Below are 14,116 nucleotides of genomic sequence, written 5' to 3'. Positions count from 1 at the left end.
TGCTCTCACCTCTTGACGACCACGGAGGGTGACCTCTAGGTTCGACCCGCCGGGGGGAACCGGCAGTCAGCAGTTCATCGGGCCGGGGGGAATCGGCCCACAGCCGGAGGGGAAATCCGTGTTCGTACGACGCTTCAGCCTGCCCATCGCCGCCGCCGTCATCACCGCGGTGGTCGGCTTCGCCGTACCGCTGCCTGCGATGGCGGCCAGTTCGGTGGTACTGACCGGGATCCAGTACGACCCGCCTGGTACGGACTACCGGACCAACGCGCAGCTCAACCAGGAGTACTTCAGCATCCGCAACGTCAGCACGAAGGCGATCAACCTGAGCGGGTACCGGGTGAAGGACGTCGCCAACCACACCTACGTCTTCCCGCGCGGCTATGTGCTCAAGGGCCGGACGACGGCGGTCGTCCACACCGGCAAGAACCGCAACACCGCGGTCCACCTGTACTGGAACCAGGGCAACTACATCTGGAACAACACCGGCGACACCGCCCGCTTCCAGACGCCCGCCGGCAAGACCTTCGACACGTGCGCCTACAAGGCCGTCAAGGGACGCGCCCGCGTCGCCTGCTAGCTCGTCGCCAGCTGCTCGTCGGGCATCGTGAGGTGCCCGCGCGCGGCGGCGATTGCTATCCAGGGCACGGCGGACAAGGTGCCGATGCCAAGGAGGACCAGGGCCGGGCGTAGGCCGAGGGTGGCGCCGAGCAGGCCTCCGAAGAGACCGCCGAGGGGGCCGGCGCCCCACTCGACCAGGCGGATCACCGAGCCGGCTCGGCCGAGCAGTTCGGGGGCTACTGATCGTTGGAGCATGGTGGCGCGGACGATGATCAGGAAGACGACGCCGAGGCCGAGGAGCAGTTGTCCCAAACCGATGGTGGCGATCACCAGCAGGTCGGGGCCGCTCGCCAGGGGCGTGAGCAGGTTGCCACCCAGGAGGACGGCGGCGATGACCGACGTCCAGGTCGTACCGAAGCGGCGGCTCACTGGGGTGGTGATGACGCCGGCCAGCAAGGGGCCGAGAGAGCCCAGTACTGCGATGGCGCCGATCGCGGCGGCCGGCAGATGCAGTTCGCGGACGGCGTACAGGACGTAGAGGGCGATCACACCCCATTGGAAGAAGTCGAAGCTGCCCTTGCCGGCGGTGATGGCGACGATGCCTGGCTGTCCGCGGAACGCTGCGAAGCCGGCTCGGACGGACGGCAGGAATCGGGTCCTCTCCGCCATCGGCAATGGGTCGGGGCCTCGTCCGCTTGCTTGGAGCAAGGCGGCGATGAGGAAGGAGGCGCTGTCGACGGCGATGGCTACGGGAGCAGTCAATAGCTGGACGAGTAGAGCGCCGAGGCCTGGGCCGGCTACTGCGGTGACTGAATCGGTCAGCGCGATGCTGCTGTTCGCGGCAGTCAGTTGCCTGCGATCGGGTACCAGCGCTGGGATGTAGGCGGTGTGAGCCAGTCCGTAGGCCAGCGCGAGTCCACCCACCGCGAAGGTCACCACGCAGAGCTGCGCCATCGTGAGCACGTCGAAGGCGGCGGCCAAGGGCACTGTGCCGATCAGAACGCCTTGGCCGATGTTGCACCAGAACAGCAGCCGACCACGCCGGAACCGATCCACGAACACACCGAGGAACACGGCCAGAACCAAGCTGGGCAGGGCTTCCAAGGCCGTCAGGACACCCATGGCTGCCGGTCCGGCTGACAGGGTCAGCACCGCGATGAACGGGATGGCGAGTTCGCTGACCTGCGTACCGGCGTTGGACAACAGTTGCGCGACCCAGAAGAACGCGAACGGCCTGTTCCGCCGTAACGACACCCTCAGGCTCTCAGCGAGAGGATGGCGCCGGATCGGCGCCTTCCGGCAGCCATTCGTGGACCGAGATCTCGTTGCCTACAGCAACAACTCCGGGAGCCAGTACCGCGCCCTTGATGCCGAAGCTCACGCCGCCGCCGTAGTCGGGCTGCCGCCGGTACGTCGCCAGCGTGCGAGTCGGCTCCGGGCCGCGCTTCTCCCCCGTCGCCTGGTCAACGGTCGGCACCGCACACCGGATCCCCCGGGCCGAGTAGCCGAACTCGAGCGAGCCCGCCGACGCCCGCAGCAAGCGATCCTCGGTATGCGCCTCAGGCCAGCCCGTGATGACGAGGTTCGGCCGGAAGCGGTCCATCGGAATCGCGTCCCCGCCGGCCTCCATGATCCGCGCGTTGAGCCCGTCGAGCGAGGAGTACGACGTGATCATCAGCGCATGCGCGTCGCCGAACCCGGTGAGTCCCTTGTGCACACCCCACCCGGGCCGCTCGTGCTCCGGTGTGACCCGGACGAACCCGACCGGCCGCCCCAACCGCTCGGAGAACCACTCCTCGGCGGCCGCGTCCTGCACCACGCCGGCCCCGAACCACTTGCCGAACAAGCTCACGTCACGCCGCTTCCCGTCGTACGCGACCTGTACTACGAGATCCTCGGCGCCATCAGCCGACAACCGGAGCGAGTCCCCGTCGGCCAGTACCTCGACGCGCAGCGGCGCCATCGAAGGCAACACGCGCTGGCTGAGGAAGCTGCCGTCCGCCGGGTCGACCAGCATGAAGTTCCGATCGTGCCGCAGTCCGGTCGCAAGGACGTCGGCTCGCTCGACGGACACCCCGGCGAGACCCTTCACGGGGTAGTACCTCAGCTCGGCAACCCTGGCAGCAGACACCCGCCAAAGCTACCTGCCACCCGGCTCTTCCCTGCCATGGTTTTCGGCAAGGCTGACAGCGCTTTGTCCAGTTCAGCGGCCGAAGGTGCCAGCTGGAGCCGCTGGAGACGCGAACCCCTCGGCGTCCGTCAGCGGCGCCGCCTTGCCCGCGAGTTCGGCCAGTGGCAGCACCTCGTACGGCGGTTGCGCCCGCCGGCCCAGCGGCGTCAGATCCGGCAAAGGCTGGGGTGAGCCGACCAGTACGACGTTGCCGAAGCCCTTGCCCCGCAGGACCTTGCGCTCGGCCAGCACCACACCGTCGCCGAGCCCGGCCAGCAAGGTCGCGGCCACCCGGCGAACGAAGCCCAGCCCGGCGGTGCCGTCGATCAGGTTGAACACGAGCACGCCACCCGGACGGAGGGTCCGGGCACACAAAGCGATGAACTCGGCGGTGACCAGATTCGCCGGGACGGCCTCGCGGACGAAGGCATCCACGATCACCACGTCGGTCGAGTCCTCGTACAGCTCGGTGATGCCGGCCCGGCCGGTGACGCCGCGGACCTTGATCCCGGACCGCTTCGGCAGCGGGAGCGTCTCGCGGACGAACTCGGTGAGGTCCTCGTCGGGCTCCAGCACGATCTGCCGGGACCGCGGCCGGGTGACGGCGACGTACCGGGCGAGCGTCAGCCCGGCGCCGCCGATGTGCACGACCGAGATCGGCTGCTTGCGGGCGGCGACCAGGTCGAGCACGTCGCCGATCCGCCGGACGTACTCGAACGCTAGGTTCGACGGATCGGCCAGGTCGACCTGGGACTGCAACGACCCGTCGACGCGGAGCAGGAAAGTACCGTCCGGCTCCGCCTCGACCGTCGCGGTCCCGGTGCCTACCTTTCGTTCCACCCAGTCATCTAACCAGCCGCTACTACCTGGACTCCGCCTCGGCCGCGACCGCGATGTCGGCATTGTCGGAGAAGAGGCCGTCGATGCCGGCCTTGCGGTACGCCGCGATCTCACCGAACAGGTTGCCCGAGTCGGACTGCACGGCGTCGCTGTCGAAGTCGGCCGGCAGGAAGTTGTTCTCCACCCGGAAGGTGTACGGGTGGACGACCAGGCCGGCCCGGTGCGCGTCGCGAACCAGGTCGGTCGGCTTGCCGAGCTTGCCGGCGGCGTCGAGCGGGATGATCTGGTCCTTCGAGGGCCCGACCCCGTCGGCGTATGTGGCGACCTCGCGCAGCCCCGTGGCGGACACGATGTCGGCGTACGTCCGCTTGTCACCGCTGGCCACGAAGTCGTACGGCGCGCCGGCCGAGCTGGTCAGCTGGACCAGCGGCACCCGGAGCTCCTTGTCGAGCGCCTTCAGGTTGCCGACCTCGAAGGACTGGACGAAGACCTTGGCATCCGGGCGGTTCAGGTTGTTGCGGTTCAGCGTCTTGATCAGCTCCGGCTCCAGCGGGAGACAATGCTGACGGAAGTACGTCGGGTGCTTGGTCTCGGGGTAGATGCCGATCGGCCGGCCGAGCTCGCGGGACAGCCGCTTGGTCAGCTCGATCACCTCTTGGAAGGTCGGGATCTGGTACCGCCCGTCGAAGACCGTGTTGTGCTGCCGGATCGCCGGGATCCGCTCCTTCGCGCGCAGCGTCTTCAGCTCCTTGAGGGTGAAGTCCTCGGTGAACCAGCCGGTCGTCGCGACGCCGTCGAGGTTCTTGGTCTTCTTCCGGCCGGCGAACTCCGGGTGCGCGGCGACATCCGTCGTGCCGCCGATCTCCGGCTCGTGCCGGGTGACCAGGACGTGGTCCCTGGTGGTCACCAGGTCGGGCTCGATGTAGTCGGCGCCCATCCGGGCGGCCAGCTCGTACGACGCCAGCGTGTGCTCGGGCCGGTAGCCGGAGGCGCCCCGGTGGCCGACGATGACGAAGTCGTCGTGCTTGTTCGCCTCCGCGAGCCGGGCGGCCGGAGGCTGTGCGTTCGAAGCCTGGGCGGCCTGCTCCTGGACGGCGGAGCGTGGGGACGAGCTGGACAGCTGGGGAACGAACACCGAGGCACCGACGGCAACGGCCGAGGCGGCGACGGTGACGAACCGGCGGGGCACCGAGATCATCGAGCTTCTCCTTACAAGTCAGGGACTGAGCACACCCTCGGTCCATCACAAGGCGGTACGGAGTCGTGCGGATGTACGGGTGGTGTGGATCACCTGACCCACCGTCGCCTGCCGGCGCCGGACTTGCTAGCGTCCGAAGGGAGTCCGTCGTTGAATCCTTTGAGGAGCGTGTCGTGAGCAGAACCCCAGTGAAGGTCGCCATCACCGGCGGCGCCGGCCAGATCGGATACAGCCTGCTGTTCCGGATCGCGAGCGGGGCCCTGCTCGGGCCGGACACGCCGGTCGAGCTGCGGCTGCTGGAGGTGACCCCGGCGCTGAAGGCGCTCGAAGGGGTGGTGATGGAGCTCGACGACAGCGCCTTCCCGACGCTGGCCGGGGTCGAGATCGGCGACGACGCCAACAAGATCTTCGACGGCGCGAACCTGGCCCTGCTGGTCGGCGCCCGCCCCCGCACCAAGGGGATGGAGCGCGGCGACCTGCTGGAGGCCAACGGCGCGATCTTCACCGTCCAGGGCAAGGCCCTGAACGAGCACGCCGCCGACGACATCCGGATCACCGTCACCGGCAACCCGGCCAACACCAACGCGCTGATCGCCCGCAGCAACGCCCCGGACATCCCGGCCGAGCGCTTCTCCGCGCTGACCCGGCTGGACCACAACCGGGCGCTGGCCCAGCTCGCCAAGAAGACCGGCACGCACGTCACCGACCTCAAGAAGCTGACCATCTGGGGCAACCACAGCGCCACCCAGTACCCGGACATCTTCCATGCCGAGGTGGCCGGCAAGAACGCCGCCGAGATGGTCAACGACCAGGACTGGCTGGAGAACGACTTCATCCCGACCGTGCAGAAGCGCGGCGCGGCGATCATCGAGGCCCGTGGCGCGTCCTCGGCCGCATCGGCCGCAGCAGCCACCATCGACCACGTGCGGGACTGGGTCCAGGGTTCGGCCGACGGCGACTGGCTGTCGATGGCGGTCGTCTCCGACGGCTCGTACGACGTCCCGGAGGGCCTGATCTCCTCGTTCCCGGTGACCACCAAGGACGGCAACTACGAGATCGTCCAGGGGCTGGAGATCAACGAGTTCTCCCGCGCCCGGATCGACGCCAGCACCAAGGAGCTCGGCGAGGAGCGCGACGCGGTCAAGGCCCTCGGCCTGATCGGCTGACCACCCCGCAACGCAGAAGCCCCCGGACGCTCGGCGTCCGGGGGCTTCCAGGTTTTCAGGCTTTGCCGAGGAAGCTCGCCAGTGCCTCGGCCGACCGGCGGCCGTCGTGCACCTCGCTGATGTAGATCGGCCCGGCAGAGGCCGTCTTCTGGGCCTCTTCACGCTCCCCGATCAGCCGCTCGATCACGGTGCGCAGCTCGCCCGGATCCGCCTGCACGATCGGTACGTCCATCGGCAGCCGGTCCCGCACGCGCTGCGAGATCCGCCCGACCACCACGCGCCCGGCAGCCATCGCCTCGGCCGCCAGTACGCCGTACGAGCCGAACCTCAGGTCCTCGACCACGATGTCGGCGGCGCGGGCCAGCGCGAGCAGCTCGGCGCGCGAGCGGCTCTCGATCGTCTGGTACTCGATCAGCCCGAGGTCGTGCAGGTCGGTGAGCACCGGATCGACCATCCCAAGGTGCAGGACGACCGGGACCTCCCGCTCCAGCACGGGCGTGCTCGAGGCCGGGTCGGCAGAGTCGATGACGACCGGCAGCCAGACGCTGTACTCGACCGAATCCACCAGGTCGGGCGAGGTCACGAACCGCGGCCCCTCGTACTCCGCCAGCCGCTCCGCCGTGACCTGCCACCGGCGATCGCGGACATCCGCCGAGTGGAAGACGACGCCATGCGCGATCCCGGCGGACTCGAGGAACTCCAGATCCTTCGTGAACCACTGCAAAGCGGTCTGCCCGAGCAGCGCATGACCGGACTCGAACAGGACGTGACTGACCCCGTTCTCCAGCATCTGGTCGGCATGCTCGATCCGCCAGCCAACGCTCTTCTTGTACTCCGCCGAGCCCGCGACCCGGTCGACGCCGAACTCGTCGGCCACGCCACCCACCTGCAGCGACTCACCCTCGATGCCCGGCAGATGACGCTCGACGGCGCGTGCCCAGGCCCAGGCCTGACCGTCGGTGTTGGTCGGGCCGATCAGGACGCGCGACCGGTCCAGCGCGGGCGGCGGCTCAACGGTCAGCTCGCGGCCGAGCAACTCGCCGTACAGGACCCTCAGCTTGTCGGCCTGCCCACTCCACGCGGCTTCCTGCTTGAACGTCGGCGAGGCCAGCCGCTCGCGGTACTTGTTGGTGCGGCTGAGCAGCAGTTGCGCCTTCTCCGCCAGGTCTTCGGGGTTACCGGCCTCGAAGGACTCGCCGATCCCGAACTGGCCGACGAACCCCTTCATGCTGGACATGTCGCTGACCAGCACCGGCAGGCCGCCCAGGCTGTACTCGAACAGCTTGTTCGGCATCGCCATCTCGTGGTTCGGCGCCCGCAGCATCGGGATGATGCCGGCGTCCGCGGTCGAGAGGAACGCGGTCACCTCGTGCGGCGCGACCGGGTGCAGGTAGTGCATCCGGTCCTCGACGCCGAGCCGGATGGCGAGCTTGCGCAGTACTGCGACCGCGGGCTGGTCCGGCGTCGGCACAGCAACCACGGCCAGGTGCACGTCCGGCATGTTCGGCATCGCCCTGACCGCGGTCTCGACCCCGCGTACCGCCGTGATGCCACCGCTGTAGACCAGCAGCGGAGTGTCGTCGGACAGGCCAGTGACGGACCGGATGTCCTCGGCGAGCTCGATCTCCTTCGGGATGTCCGGGGTGTTGAGGATGACCTGCGGCAGGTGATCGAGGTTGTTCTCCTCCTTCAGCCGCTCCGCGATCGCCGAGCTGACCGTGATCACCCGGTCGGCCGCGCCGAGGTACTTCTTCTCGTGATCGGCCCACGCCGCGATCCACCGCGGCGTGCGGTGCCCGTACTGCGCGAGGCCGGGCACGTACTCGTGCGCGTCGTACACGACCTTGAGGTTCCGGCCACGCAGCTTCGCCCGGGCCTTGGCCCGAGCGGCCACGCCGACCAGGTGCATGTCGTGGGCGTGCAGGACGTCAGGGGCCAGTTCGTCGAGGACCTGCCCGAAGATCTGCTCGTAGTCCCAGGCCTCGGGCACGACCTCGCGCCAGGAGACCGGCCGTTCCATCCGCGCCACCCGGCCGTCGTACCAGGCCCAGCTCTTCGCGAACATCTTGTTCTGGCTCAGCATGAAGTCCCGCCGGAGCCGGACCCCGACCGAAGCGGCGCCCAGCCAGCGCTGCCGGACCACGCGGGACAGGACGCCCAGCCGGAAGCCGACCGGATTCGCGGAACCGGCCCGCTTGGCGCCGACCGCGTCGCCCGACTCGGCCTTCAGGTCGGCCAGCCGTGCGGCGATCCGGGCTTCCCGGGCAGCCGCGTCGACGGCCGATTTGTAGCCCAGCAAGGGCAACCGGCGGGCCCGGCGACGGGCGCGCCGGCGCCGGCGGTCGTCGCGGAGCGGGAAGGCGCTCGGCAGCCGGGCCATCACGGTGTTGCCGTCCAGGCACTTCATCGACAAGACACCGTCCGGAGAGACCCCGAGCAGCGTGACCCGCACCCCGGTGCGGGAGATCGCCATCGCTTCCTTCAGGACCCTGCTGTCGTTGTCGATGCCGTTCGCCACCATCATCACGACGTGTTCTGCCGTTGCCACTGAGCCTCAGTTCCAGTCGTTTTCGTCGCCTGCGCCGCGCCAACCCTATGCGGTCTTACGGGTCCAGACCGGTTGGTCATTCTGCCTTGTAGACGGGGCACCGCCGACCGGAAGTTGAGGCCCCGGACTGCAGGAACCTGCAAATTTCACCCGGAAATAACCAAGAGACCCCCGGCGGCCGCCAGGGGTCTCTCGCAGTGATCAGCTCAGTTCACTGGGTAGTGGAATTCAGCGGAACTGGTACGCCCCGATGGTGGTCTGGTCCGTCGTGTTGCCGGCGGCGTCGACCAGGTGGGCCTGCAGCGAAACCGCCCCGCCCTTGGGCGTGACGAAGATCGCTCGATACCCGGAGCCGGTCCGCACGACGGTGGCCGGCTTCCAGGTCGAGCCGCCGTCGCCGGAGACCTTCAGCTCCAGCTTCTTCACGGCCGGCAGCTTGGTACTTCCCGGCTGTGCCGTCAGCTGGATCGGCAGCACAGTCACCGGCGACCGCCTCACCGTGTTCTTGCTGTCGACCGCAGGCTGGTAGCCCACGGTCCGCAGCGGGATCGCCTGCACCTTGTCCGACTCCGCCGAGCTGAAGGTGAAGCTCAGCTCGGTCTTGCTCGACTGCTTCAGGAACGACGACCGGTCCAGCGAGGTGACGTACTTGTACGACGCCTTGCCCGCCGGCAGATCGCCGACCACGAGATCGCCGAACCACTCGGACTCACCGGCCAGTTGCCCGTTCCGGTAGAGCTTGCTGCCCTGACTGTCCGCGGCGGTCACCCCGGCGTTGCCGTCGGCGTCCGTGCTCGAGAAGATCCCGAACTCCAGCTCGTTGCCCGTCCGCGTCGTGTAGAACGGCGTCGGCGCGAAGACCGCCGCGTTGAGGCGCTGCCGGTACGACCTGCCCGCTTTGTAGGTGTTGATCGGCGAGGTCAGCCGGGTCACCGTGATCGGGAACGGATCCTGCGGGTCGGTGCTCGGCATGATCTCCGACACCTCGGTCTCCCAGCCGGCCGGCGCGGGATCGACGTAAAGCTTCGTCTTGGCCGGCAGGTCATAGGGCACGATCGGCGTCCATGCTCCACCCAGGCCGGGCGCGTGGACGTAGACCGCCCGCTCGGCCTGGCGATCGGCGGTGGCGTTGATCGACTGCGTCACCGTCGCCAGGTCCTTGGCGCGGACCGTGCGCTTGAACCCGTCGAAGAAGACGTCCGGCTTCGTGTTCACCAGCCCGTACAGGTACGGCGTGTTGGCGAACCCGCCGTCGGCGGTCAGCCGACCCCAGTCGGAGACGACGTGCGAGGCCATCTGACCGGCAGGAGCCGGCCCGCCCAGGTTGGCGGTGCGCAGTCCGTCGAAGTCGAAGGCCAGGATGCTCGAGCTCAGGCCGCCCGTCTCCTCCGTGCCTTCCCGTTCGTAGCCGATGTCGGCCAGGAACACCTTGGCGTCCTTGTTCGGAACCGTGGTGACCACGGGCTTGGTGGTCCGGGCGTCGAACACGACCGTCTTGTCGCCGGTCAACTGCAGCAGCGGCTGGACGACCGTGTAGGAGTCGTAGCCGTCCGAGTCCGGCCGCTCGACCGTCTGGTCGCCCTGCAGCAGGTAGTCGCCCTTGGGCAGCCTGACCTTCGACGTACCGCTGGGGTCGCCGTAGAAGTCGAACCAGGGCGACGTGACGCCGAAGACCAGGGCGCCGCCGTCAGCGGACGGCTTGCCGTCGAGACCGACCTGGTTGAGCGTCAGCGTGTAGCTCTCGACCTCCTTGTTCACCCCGACCGGGGAGACCACGGAAGTACCGGCCGAGGTCGCGGTGACCCGGCCCGAGTACAGGCCGTCCGGCCCGCTGTGGTTGGTTTTCGAGGTCGCCTCGACGGTCGCGGTACCACCGGCCGGCACGGTCACCGAGGACGCGCTCAACTTGAGCGCATCGGCGGGAGCCGGGGCGCCGGTCGAGTCGGCCAGCGAAGCGGACAGCGCCAGGGTCACGGCCTGGTCGCCGAGGTTGCGATAGGTGATCGTCTTGGTCACCGGAGTGTCGTCGGTGTGCGGCCACTGCGCGGTACCGAACGAGACGCTGCCCGGCTCGGCGATGACGGACTGCTTGATCGCCTTCGCCACGTCGATCCGCCCGGCGCCCTGCTCGAACGCGGACTGGCCGGCAGCAACCTTGGCCGATGCCATCAGCGCGCCCTTGAGCTCGGTCGCCTTCCAGGTCGGGTGTTGCTGCGCCAGGATCGCGGCTGCCCCGACGGTGTGCGGGGTCGCCATCGACGTACCGGACAGCCGCAGGTACTTGTCGCCGACCGGCTCGCCGATCACGCCGTCCTTGGCCCGAGCCGCGACGATGTCGACGCCAGGCGCGGTCACGTCCGGCTTGAGCCCGCCGTCACCGGTCCGCGGTCCGCGGCTGGAGAAGAAGGCCAGTTGATCCTGCTTGTCGACCGCGCCGACGGTGAGCGCGGCGTCCGCGCTGCCCGGCGACTCGATCGACCCGGCGTCCGGGCCGCTGTTGCCGGCCGCGACCACGAACAGCGTGCCGGTCTGCGCGGTCAGCCGGTTGACGGCCTCCTCGATCGGGTCGAGCTCCGGGGTGTCCCGGCCACCGAGGCTGATGTTGACGACCTTCGCCTTCACCTCGGTCGCGGCCCACTCCATCCCGGCCAGGATCGCGGAGTCGGGGCAGCCGTCCAGCCGGCACACCTTGCCGTCGTACAGCTTCGCGTCCGGCGCGACGCCCTTGTACTTGCCGGCCGACGCGGCCGCGGTACCGGCGATCGTCGAGGCGACGTGGGTGCCGTGGCCGACATCGTCACCGGCCGGGCCGTCGGTGAAGTTCTTCGCGCCCGCGACCTGGGTGGCCAGGTCCGGGTGGGTCGCGTCGATCCCGGTGTCGAGCACCGCGACCGAGACGCCCTTGCCGGTGTAGCCCGCCTTCCAGGCTTCGGGGGCGCCGATCTGCGGGACGGACTGGTCCAGTGAGATGTGCCGTTTGCCATCGAGCCAGATCTTGTCGATCCCGCCGGCCGACCGCGCCTGGGCGCCGTTTAGGAAGGTGGCGGCCTTCTTCTTGTCCACCTTGAGCGCGGCGCCGTTGATCACCGGCAGGTTCCGGCTGACGGTCGCACCGGCGGGAGCGGACCGTTTCGCCGTGCCCTGATAGGTGACGACGAGCGGGATCACCTTGCTCGACTTGTCGTCGTACCCGGCCTTGATCAGCCCGTTGACGTCGAACAGCCGGCTGTCGAGCCGGCCCGACGTCACCGCCGCACTGACGTCGGACGGAATCACCAGCAACCGGTCCTTCTGCCGGGTGGCCCGGAACGTCACGCCACGCCGCCCAGGTCCCGGCTGGATCGACGCCTTCGCGGGGTCGCCGCCTTGCAGGGTGACCTTGTCACCCGTGAGCAGGGTGACGACCCGGTCGGGCGCGGCCACCTTGCCTGTTGCCTTGGCTGCTGGCTTGGCATCTGGTGCGGTACTGCTCGCTTGTGCTTGCCCGATGGCGCTGACGCCCAGGCTCAGCACGGCCAGCGAGGCGACGGCTGTCAGCCCTAATCGCCGCGATCTGGTTCTCACCATGAGTCCCTCCCGATTCGGTTGTCCTCAACAGGTGCCGCCCGGTGACCTCACGGTGCGGATGCAGGACGACACATTGGGTGAGACGCGCAGTCGTCGTGGACCGTTGCTCGGTGACCCGGCATTGACCCGATCGGGTCAGTGCCGGGCAGACCAATGACTCAGATCGTCAGCGGCGGGACGCCGCAGGCGCGGAGTACGGGCTAGTTGGGGACGATCAGGCCGAGGATGGCGATCGCGGCGCCGACGCCGGCCAGCAGGAAGATGTCGAACATCCGGCCGCGGACCCGGAGCAGGCCGGCCGCGCTGTCGCTCAGGCTGAGCCGGAGCAGCGCGGCGAACAGGACGCCGCCGGCGAAGATCAGCACGCCGTTGCGCCAGTTGTAGAAGGTCAGGACGACCAGACCGGTCATGGCGACCAGCCCGGACATCACCAGCGGCCACTCGGAGCGCCGCTCGGCCGGGGCTGCCATCACCCGGCGCTGGCTGCCTGGGCGGCCTCCGCCGCCTCGACGACGTTGGTGAGCAGCATCGCCCGGGTCATCGGGCCGATCCCGCCCGGCATCGGCGCGATCCAGCTGGCCACCTCGCGGGCGGCGTTGTCGATGTCGCCGACGATCTTGCCCTCGGCGTTGCGGCTGGTGCCGACGTCGAGCAGGACCGCGCCCGGCTTGACCATGTCGGCGGTGATCAGCCCGGCCGAGCCGGCGGCGGCGATCACGATGTCAGCCGTCCGGACGACGGCGGCCAGGTCCTTCGTACCGGTGTGGCACTGGGTCACGGTCGCGTTCTCCGACCGCCGGGTAAAGAGCAGGCCCATCGGCCGGCCCGCCGTGACGCCGCGGCCGACGACGACCACGTGGGCGCCGGCGATCGGTACGTCGTACCGGCGGAGGATCTCCACACAGCCCTTGGGGGTGCACGGCAGCGGGCCGTCCTGGCCGAGCACGAGCTTGCCGAGGCTCATCGGGTGCAGGCCGTCGGCGTCCTTGGCCGGGTCGATCAGGCCGAGGATCTCGTTGGTGTCGACGTGCTTGGGCAGCGGGAGCTGGACGATGAAACCGGTGCAGTCCGGGTTCTCGTTGAGCTCGACCACCTTGGCCGCGATCTCGTCCTGGGTCGCCGTGTCCGGCAGCTCGACCTGGATCGAGGAGATCCCGACCGCCGCGCAGTCGCGGTGCTTGCCGGCCACGTACGCCCGGCTGCCCGGGTCGTCGCCGACCAGGATCGTGCCGAGCCCGGGCACGATGCCCTGCTCGGCGAGTTTGGCCACCCGGACCGCCAGCTCGCTCTTGATCGCCGCCGCAGTCGCTTTTCCGTCCAGAATCTCCGCCGTCACAACACCGGAGTCTGCCAGGCCCGGCCTGGCGGACGTGAACTGGAGCACAATCCTGACCGATCGGTTGAAAACTGGCCGAGCGGTCAGGATGATGGATGGCATGGCAGCTACCAGCAGCGTGCGGGACCGGACCCGGCTCGAGATCGTCCAGCAGGCGATGAGCCTGTTCCAGGAGAAGGGCTACAACGCCACCTCCCTGCAGGACATCGCGACGGCGGCCGGCTGCTCGAAGGCGACCGTGCTCTACCACTTCAGCGACAAGACGGGCGTCCTCGTCGCTGTCCTCGAGCCGTCTCACGTGGCGCTGAGCAAGCTGGTCGCGGAGGCGTCGGCACTGCCGGCCGCCGAGGCGCAGGAGCTGGCCATCGCCCGGTTCGTGGAGCTGGCGGTCGAGTTCCGCGGGCTGATCAGCGTGCTGCAGGACCTGTTCGGGTCGCTCGGCGAGATGCCCGAATTCAGTGGACTGGTCGCCGAGGGGCTCCGGCTGACCGGCCTGCTGGCCGGCGGCACCGGCAACCAGCTCGAGTTGGACGTCGCGGCGTTCGCCATCAACGGGCTGCTGGGCGAGTGCCGCCATCCCGGCGAACGGACCGACGCCGAACTGCACGAACTCTGCAACACCGCGTTGCGCCGGCTCCTCCGGCCACCGGCCTGACCACCACGCTCCGGGGCCCGCGTGACGCCCGTCCCGGTTCCATCCCCTGCCCTCCCCGCTCCAGCGAAACGGAAG

General features: G+C 69.1%; 11 protein-coding genes. 3 read left to right on the top strand and 8 right to left on the bottom strand.

Features of this window, described 5'->3' with window-relative positions; all coding sequences use genetic code 11:
* The first annotated feature begins 118 nt into the window (after positions 1–118).
* Entirely contained in the window at positions 119–580 is a 462-nt protein-coding gene (locus tag ACIA12_RS37645) for a lamin tail domain-containing protein (protein ID WP_396372198.1), read from the top strand.
* On the opposite strand, the gene ACIA12_RS37640 is transcribed toward ACIA12_RS37645, so the two are convergent.
* From ACIA12_RS37640 to ACIA12_RS37625, 4 genes are all read right to left on the bottom strand, one after another.
* Positions 577–1,815, bottom strand: coding sequence for an MFS transporter (locus ACIA12_RS37640; protein WP_396372196.1), 1,239 nt, complete (start codon positions 1,813–1,815; stop codon positions 577–579). The two genes, ACIA12_RS37645 and ACIA12_RS37640, sit on opposite strands and share 4 nt — an antisense overlap.
* Positions 1,816–1,825: 10 nt before the next feature.
* The gene (locus ACIA12_RS37635) at positions 1,826–2,692 is read right to left on the bottom strand and encodes an MOSC domain-containing protein (RefSeq protein WP_396372194.1); all 867 of its coding nucleotides are present in this window, start codon (positions 2,690–2,692) and stop codon (positions 1,826–1,828) included.
* 72 nt (positions 2,693–2,764) lie between these two features.
* Entirely contained in the window at positions 2,765–3,571 is an 807-nt protein-coding gene (locus ACIA12_RS37630) for a spermidine synthase (RefSeq protein ID WP_396372193.1), read from the bottom strand.
* Positions 3,572–3,593: 22 nt separating this feature from the next.
* Positions 3,594–4,769, bottom strand: coding sequence for a glycerophosphodiester phosphodiesterase (locus ACIA12_RS37625; protein WP_396372192.1), 1,176 nt, complete (start codon positions 4,767–4,769; stop codon positions 3,594–3,596).
* A gap of 173 nt (positions 4,770–4,942) precedes the next feature.
* Here ACIA12_RS37625 and ACIA12_RS37620 point away from each other — a divergent pair, with 173 nt between their 5' ends.
* Positions 4,943–5,935 carry a malate dehydrogenase gene (locus tag ACIA12_RS37620; protein ID WP_396372190.1) on the top strand — a complete coding sequence of 331 codons (993 nt, stop codon included), beginning with the start codon at positions 4,943–4,945 and terminating at the stop codon, positions 5,933–5,935.
* Positions 5,936–5,990: 55 nt separating this feature from the next.
* Here ACIA12_RS37620 and ACIA12_RS37615 read toward each other — a convergent pair whose 3' ends face one another.
* The 4 genes from ACIA12_RS37615 to ACIA12_RS37600 all read right to left on the bottom strand — a co-directional run bounded on the left by ACIA12_RS37615 (position 5,991) and on the right by ACIA12_RS37600 (position 13,386).
* Positions 5,991–8,483, bottom strand: a complete 2,493-nt coding sequence (locus ACIA12_RS37615; RefSeq protein WP_396372189.1) for a glycosyltransferase — start codon at positions 8,481–8,483, stop codon at positions 5,991–5,993.
* Between the two features lie 228 nt (positions 8,484–8,711).
* Entirely contained in the window at positions 8,712–12,050 is a 3,339-nt protein-coding gene (locus tag ACIA12_RS37610) for a S8 family serine peptidase (RefSeq protein ID WP_396372187.1), read from the bottom strand.
* Between the two features lie 200 nt (positions 12,051–12,250).
* Positions 12,251–12,520, bottom strand: a complete 270-nt coding sequence (locus tag ACIA12_RS37605; protein WP_396372186.1) for a DUF3017 domain-containing protein — start codon at positions 12,518–12,520, stop codon at positions 12,251–12,253.
* Positions 12,520–13,386 (bottom strand): bifunctional methylenetetrahydrofolate dehydrogenase/methenyltetrahydrofolate cyclohydrolase, encoded by an 867-nt coding sequence (locus ACIA12_RS37600; RefSeq protein WP_396372185.1) that lies wholly within the window; start codon positions 13,384–13,386, stop codon positions 12,520–12,522. The genes ACIA12_RS37605 and ACIA12_RS37600 overlap by 1 nt, the downstream gene beginning before the upstream one ends.
* Before the next feature lie 100 nt (positions 13,387–13,486).
* On the opposite strand from ACIA12_RS37600, the gene ACIA12_RS37595 reads away from it, so the two are divergent.
* Positions 13,487–14,041, top strand: coding sequence for a TetR/AcrR family transcriptional regulator (locus tag ACIA12_RS37595; RefSeq protein WP_396372183.1), 555 nt, complete (start codon positions 13,487–13,489; stop codon positions 14,039–14,041).
* The last annotated feature ends 75 nt before the right edge of the window (positions 14,042–14,116 follow it).

This window comes from Kribbella sp. NPDC051620 (genome assembly GCF_044453825.1).
In the GTDB taxonomy this organism is placed as follows: Bacteria; Actinomycetota; Actinomycetes; order Propionibacteriales; family Kribbellaceae; genus Kribbella.
This window is presented reverse-complemented; position numbering and strand designations above follow the sequence as displayed.

What these genes read in the sequence shown, in the direction of transcription:
- ACIA12_RS37605 (WP_396372186.1), bottom strand. Translation starts at nt 12,520, where the DNA reads ATGGCAGCCCCGGCCGAGCGGCGCTCCGAGTGGCCGCTGGTGATGTCC.
- ACIA12_RS37625 (WP_396372192.1), bottom strand. Translation starts at nt 4,769, where the DNA reads ATGATCTCGGTGCCCCGCCGGTTCGTCACCGTCGCCGCCTCGGCCGTT.
- ACIA12_RS37610 (WP_396372187.1), bottom strand. Translation starts at nt 12,050, where the DNA reads ATGGTGAGAACCAGATCGCGGCGATTAGGGCTGACAGCCGTCGCCTCG.
- ACIA12_RS37595 (WP_396372183.1), top strand. Translation starts at nt 13,487, where the DNA reads ATGGCAGCTACCAGCAGCGTGCGGGACCGGACCCGGCTCGAGATCGTC.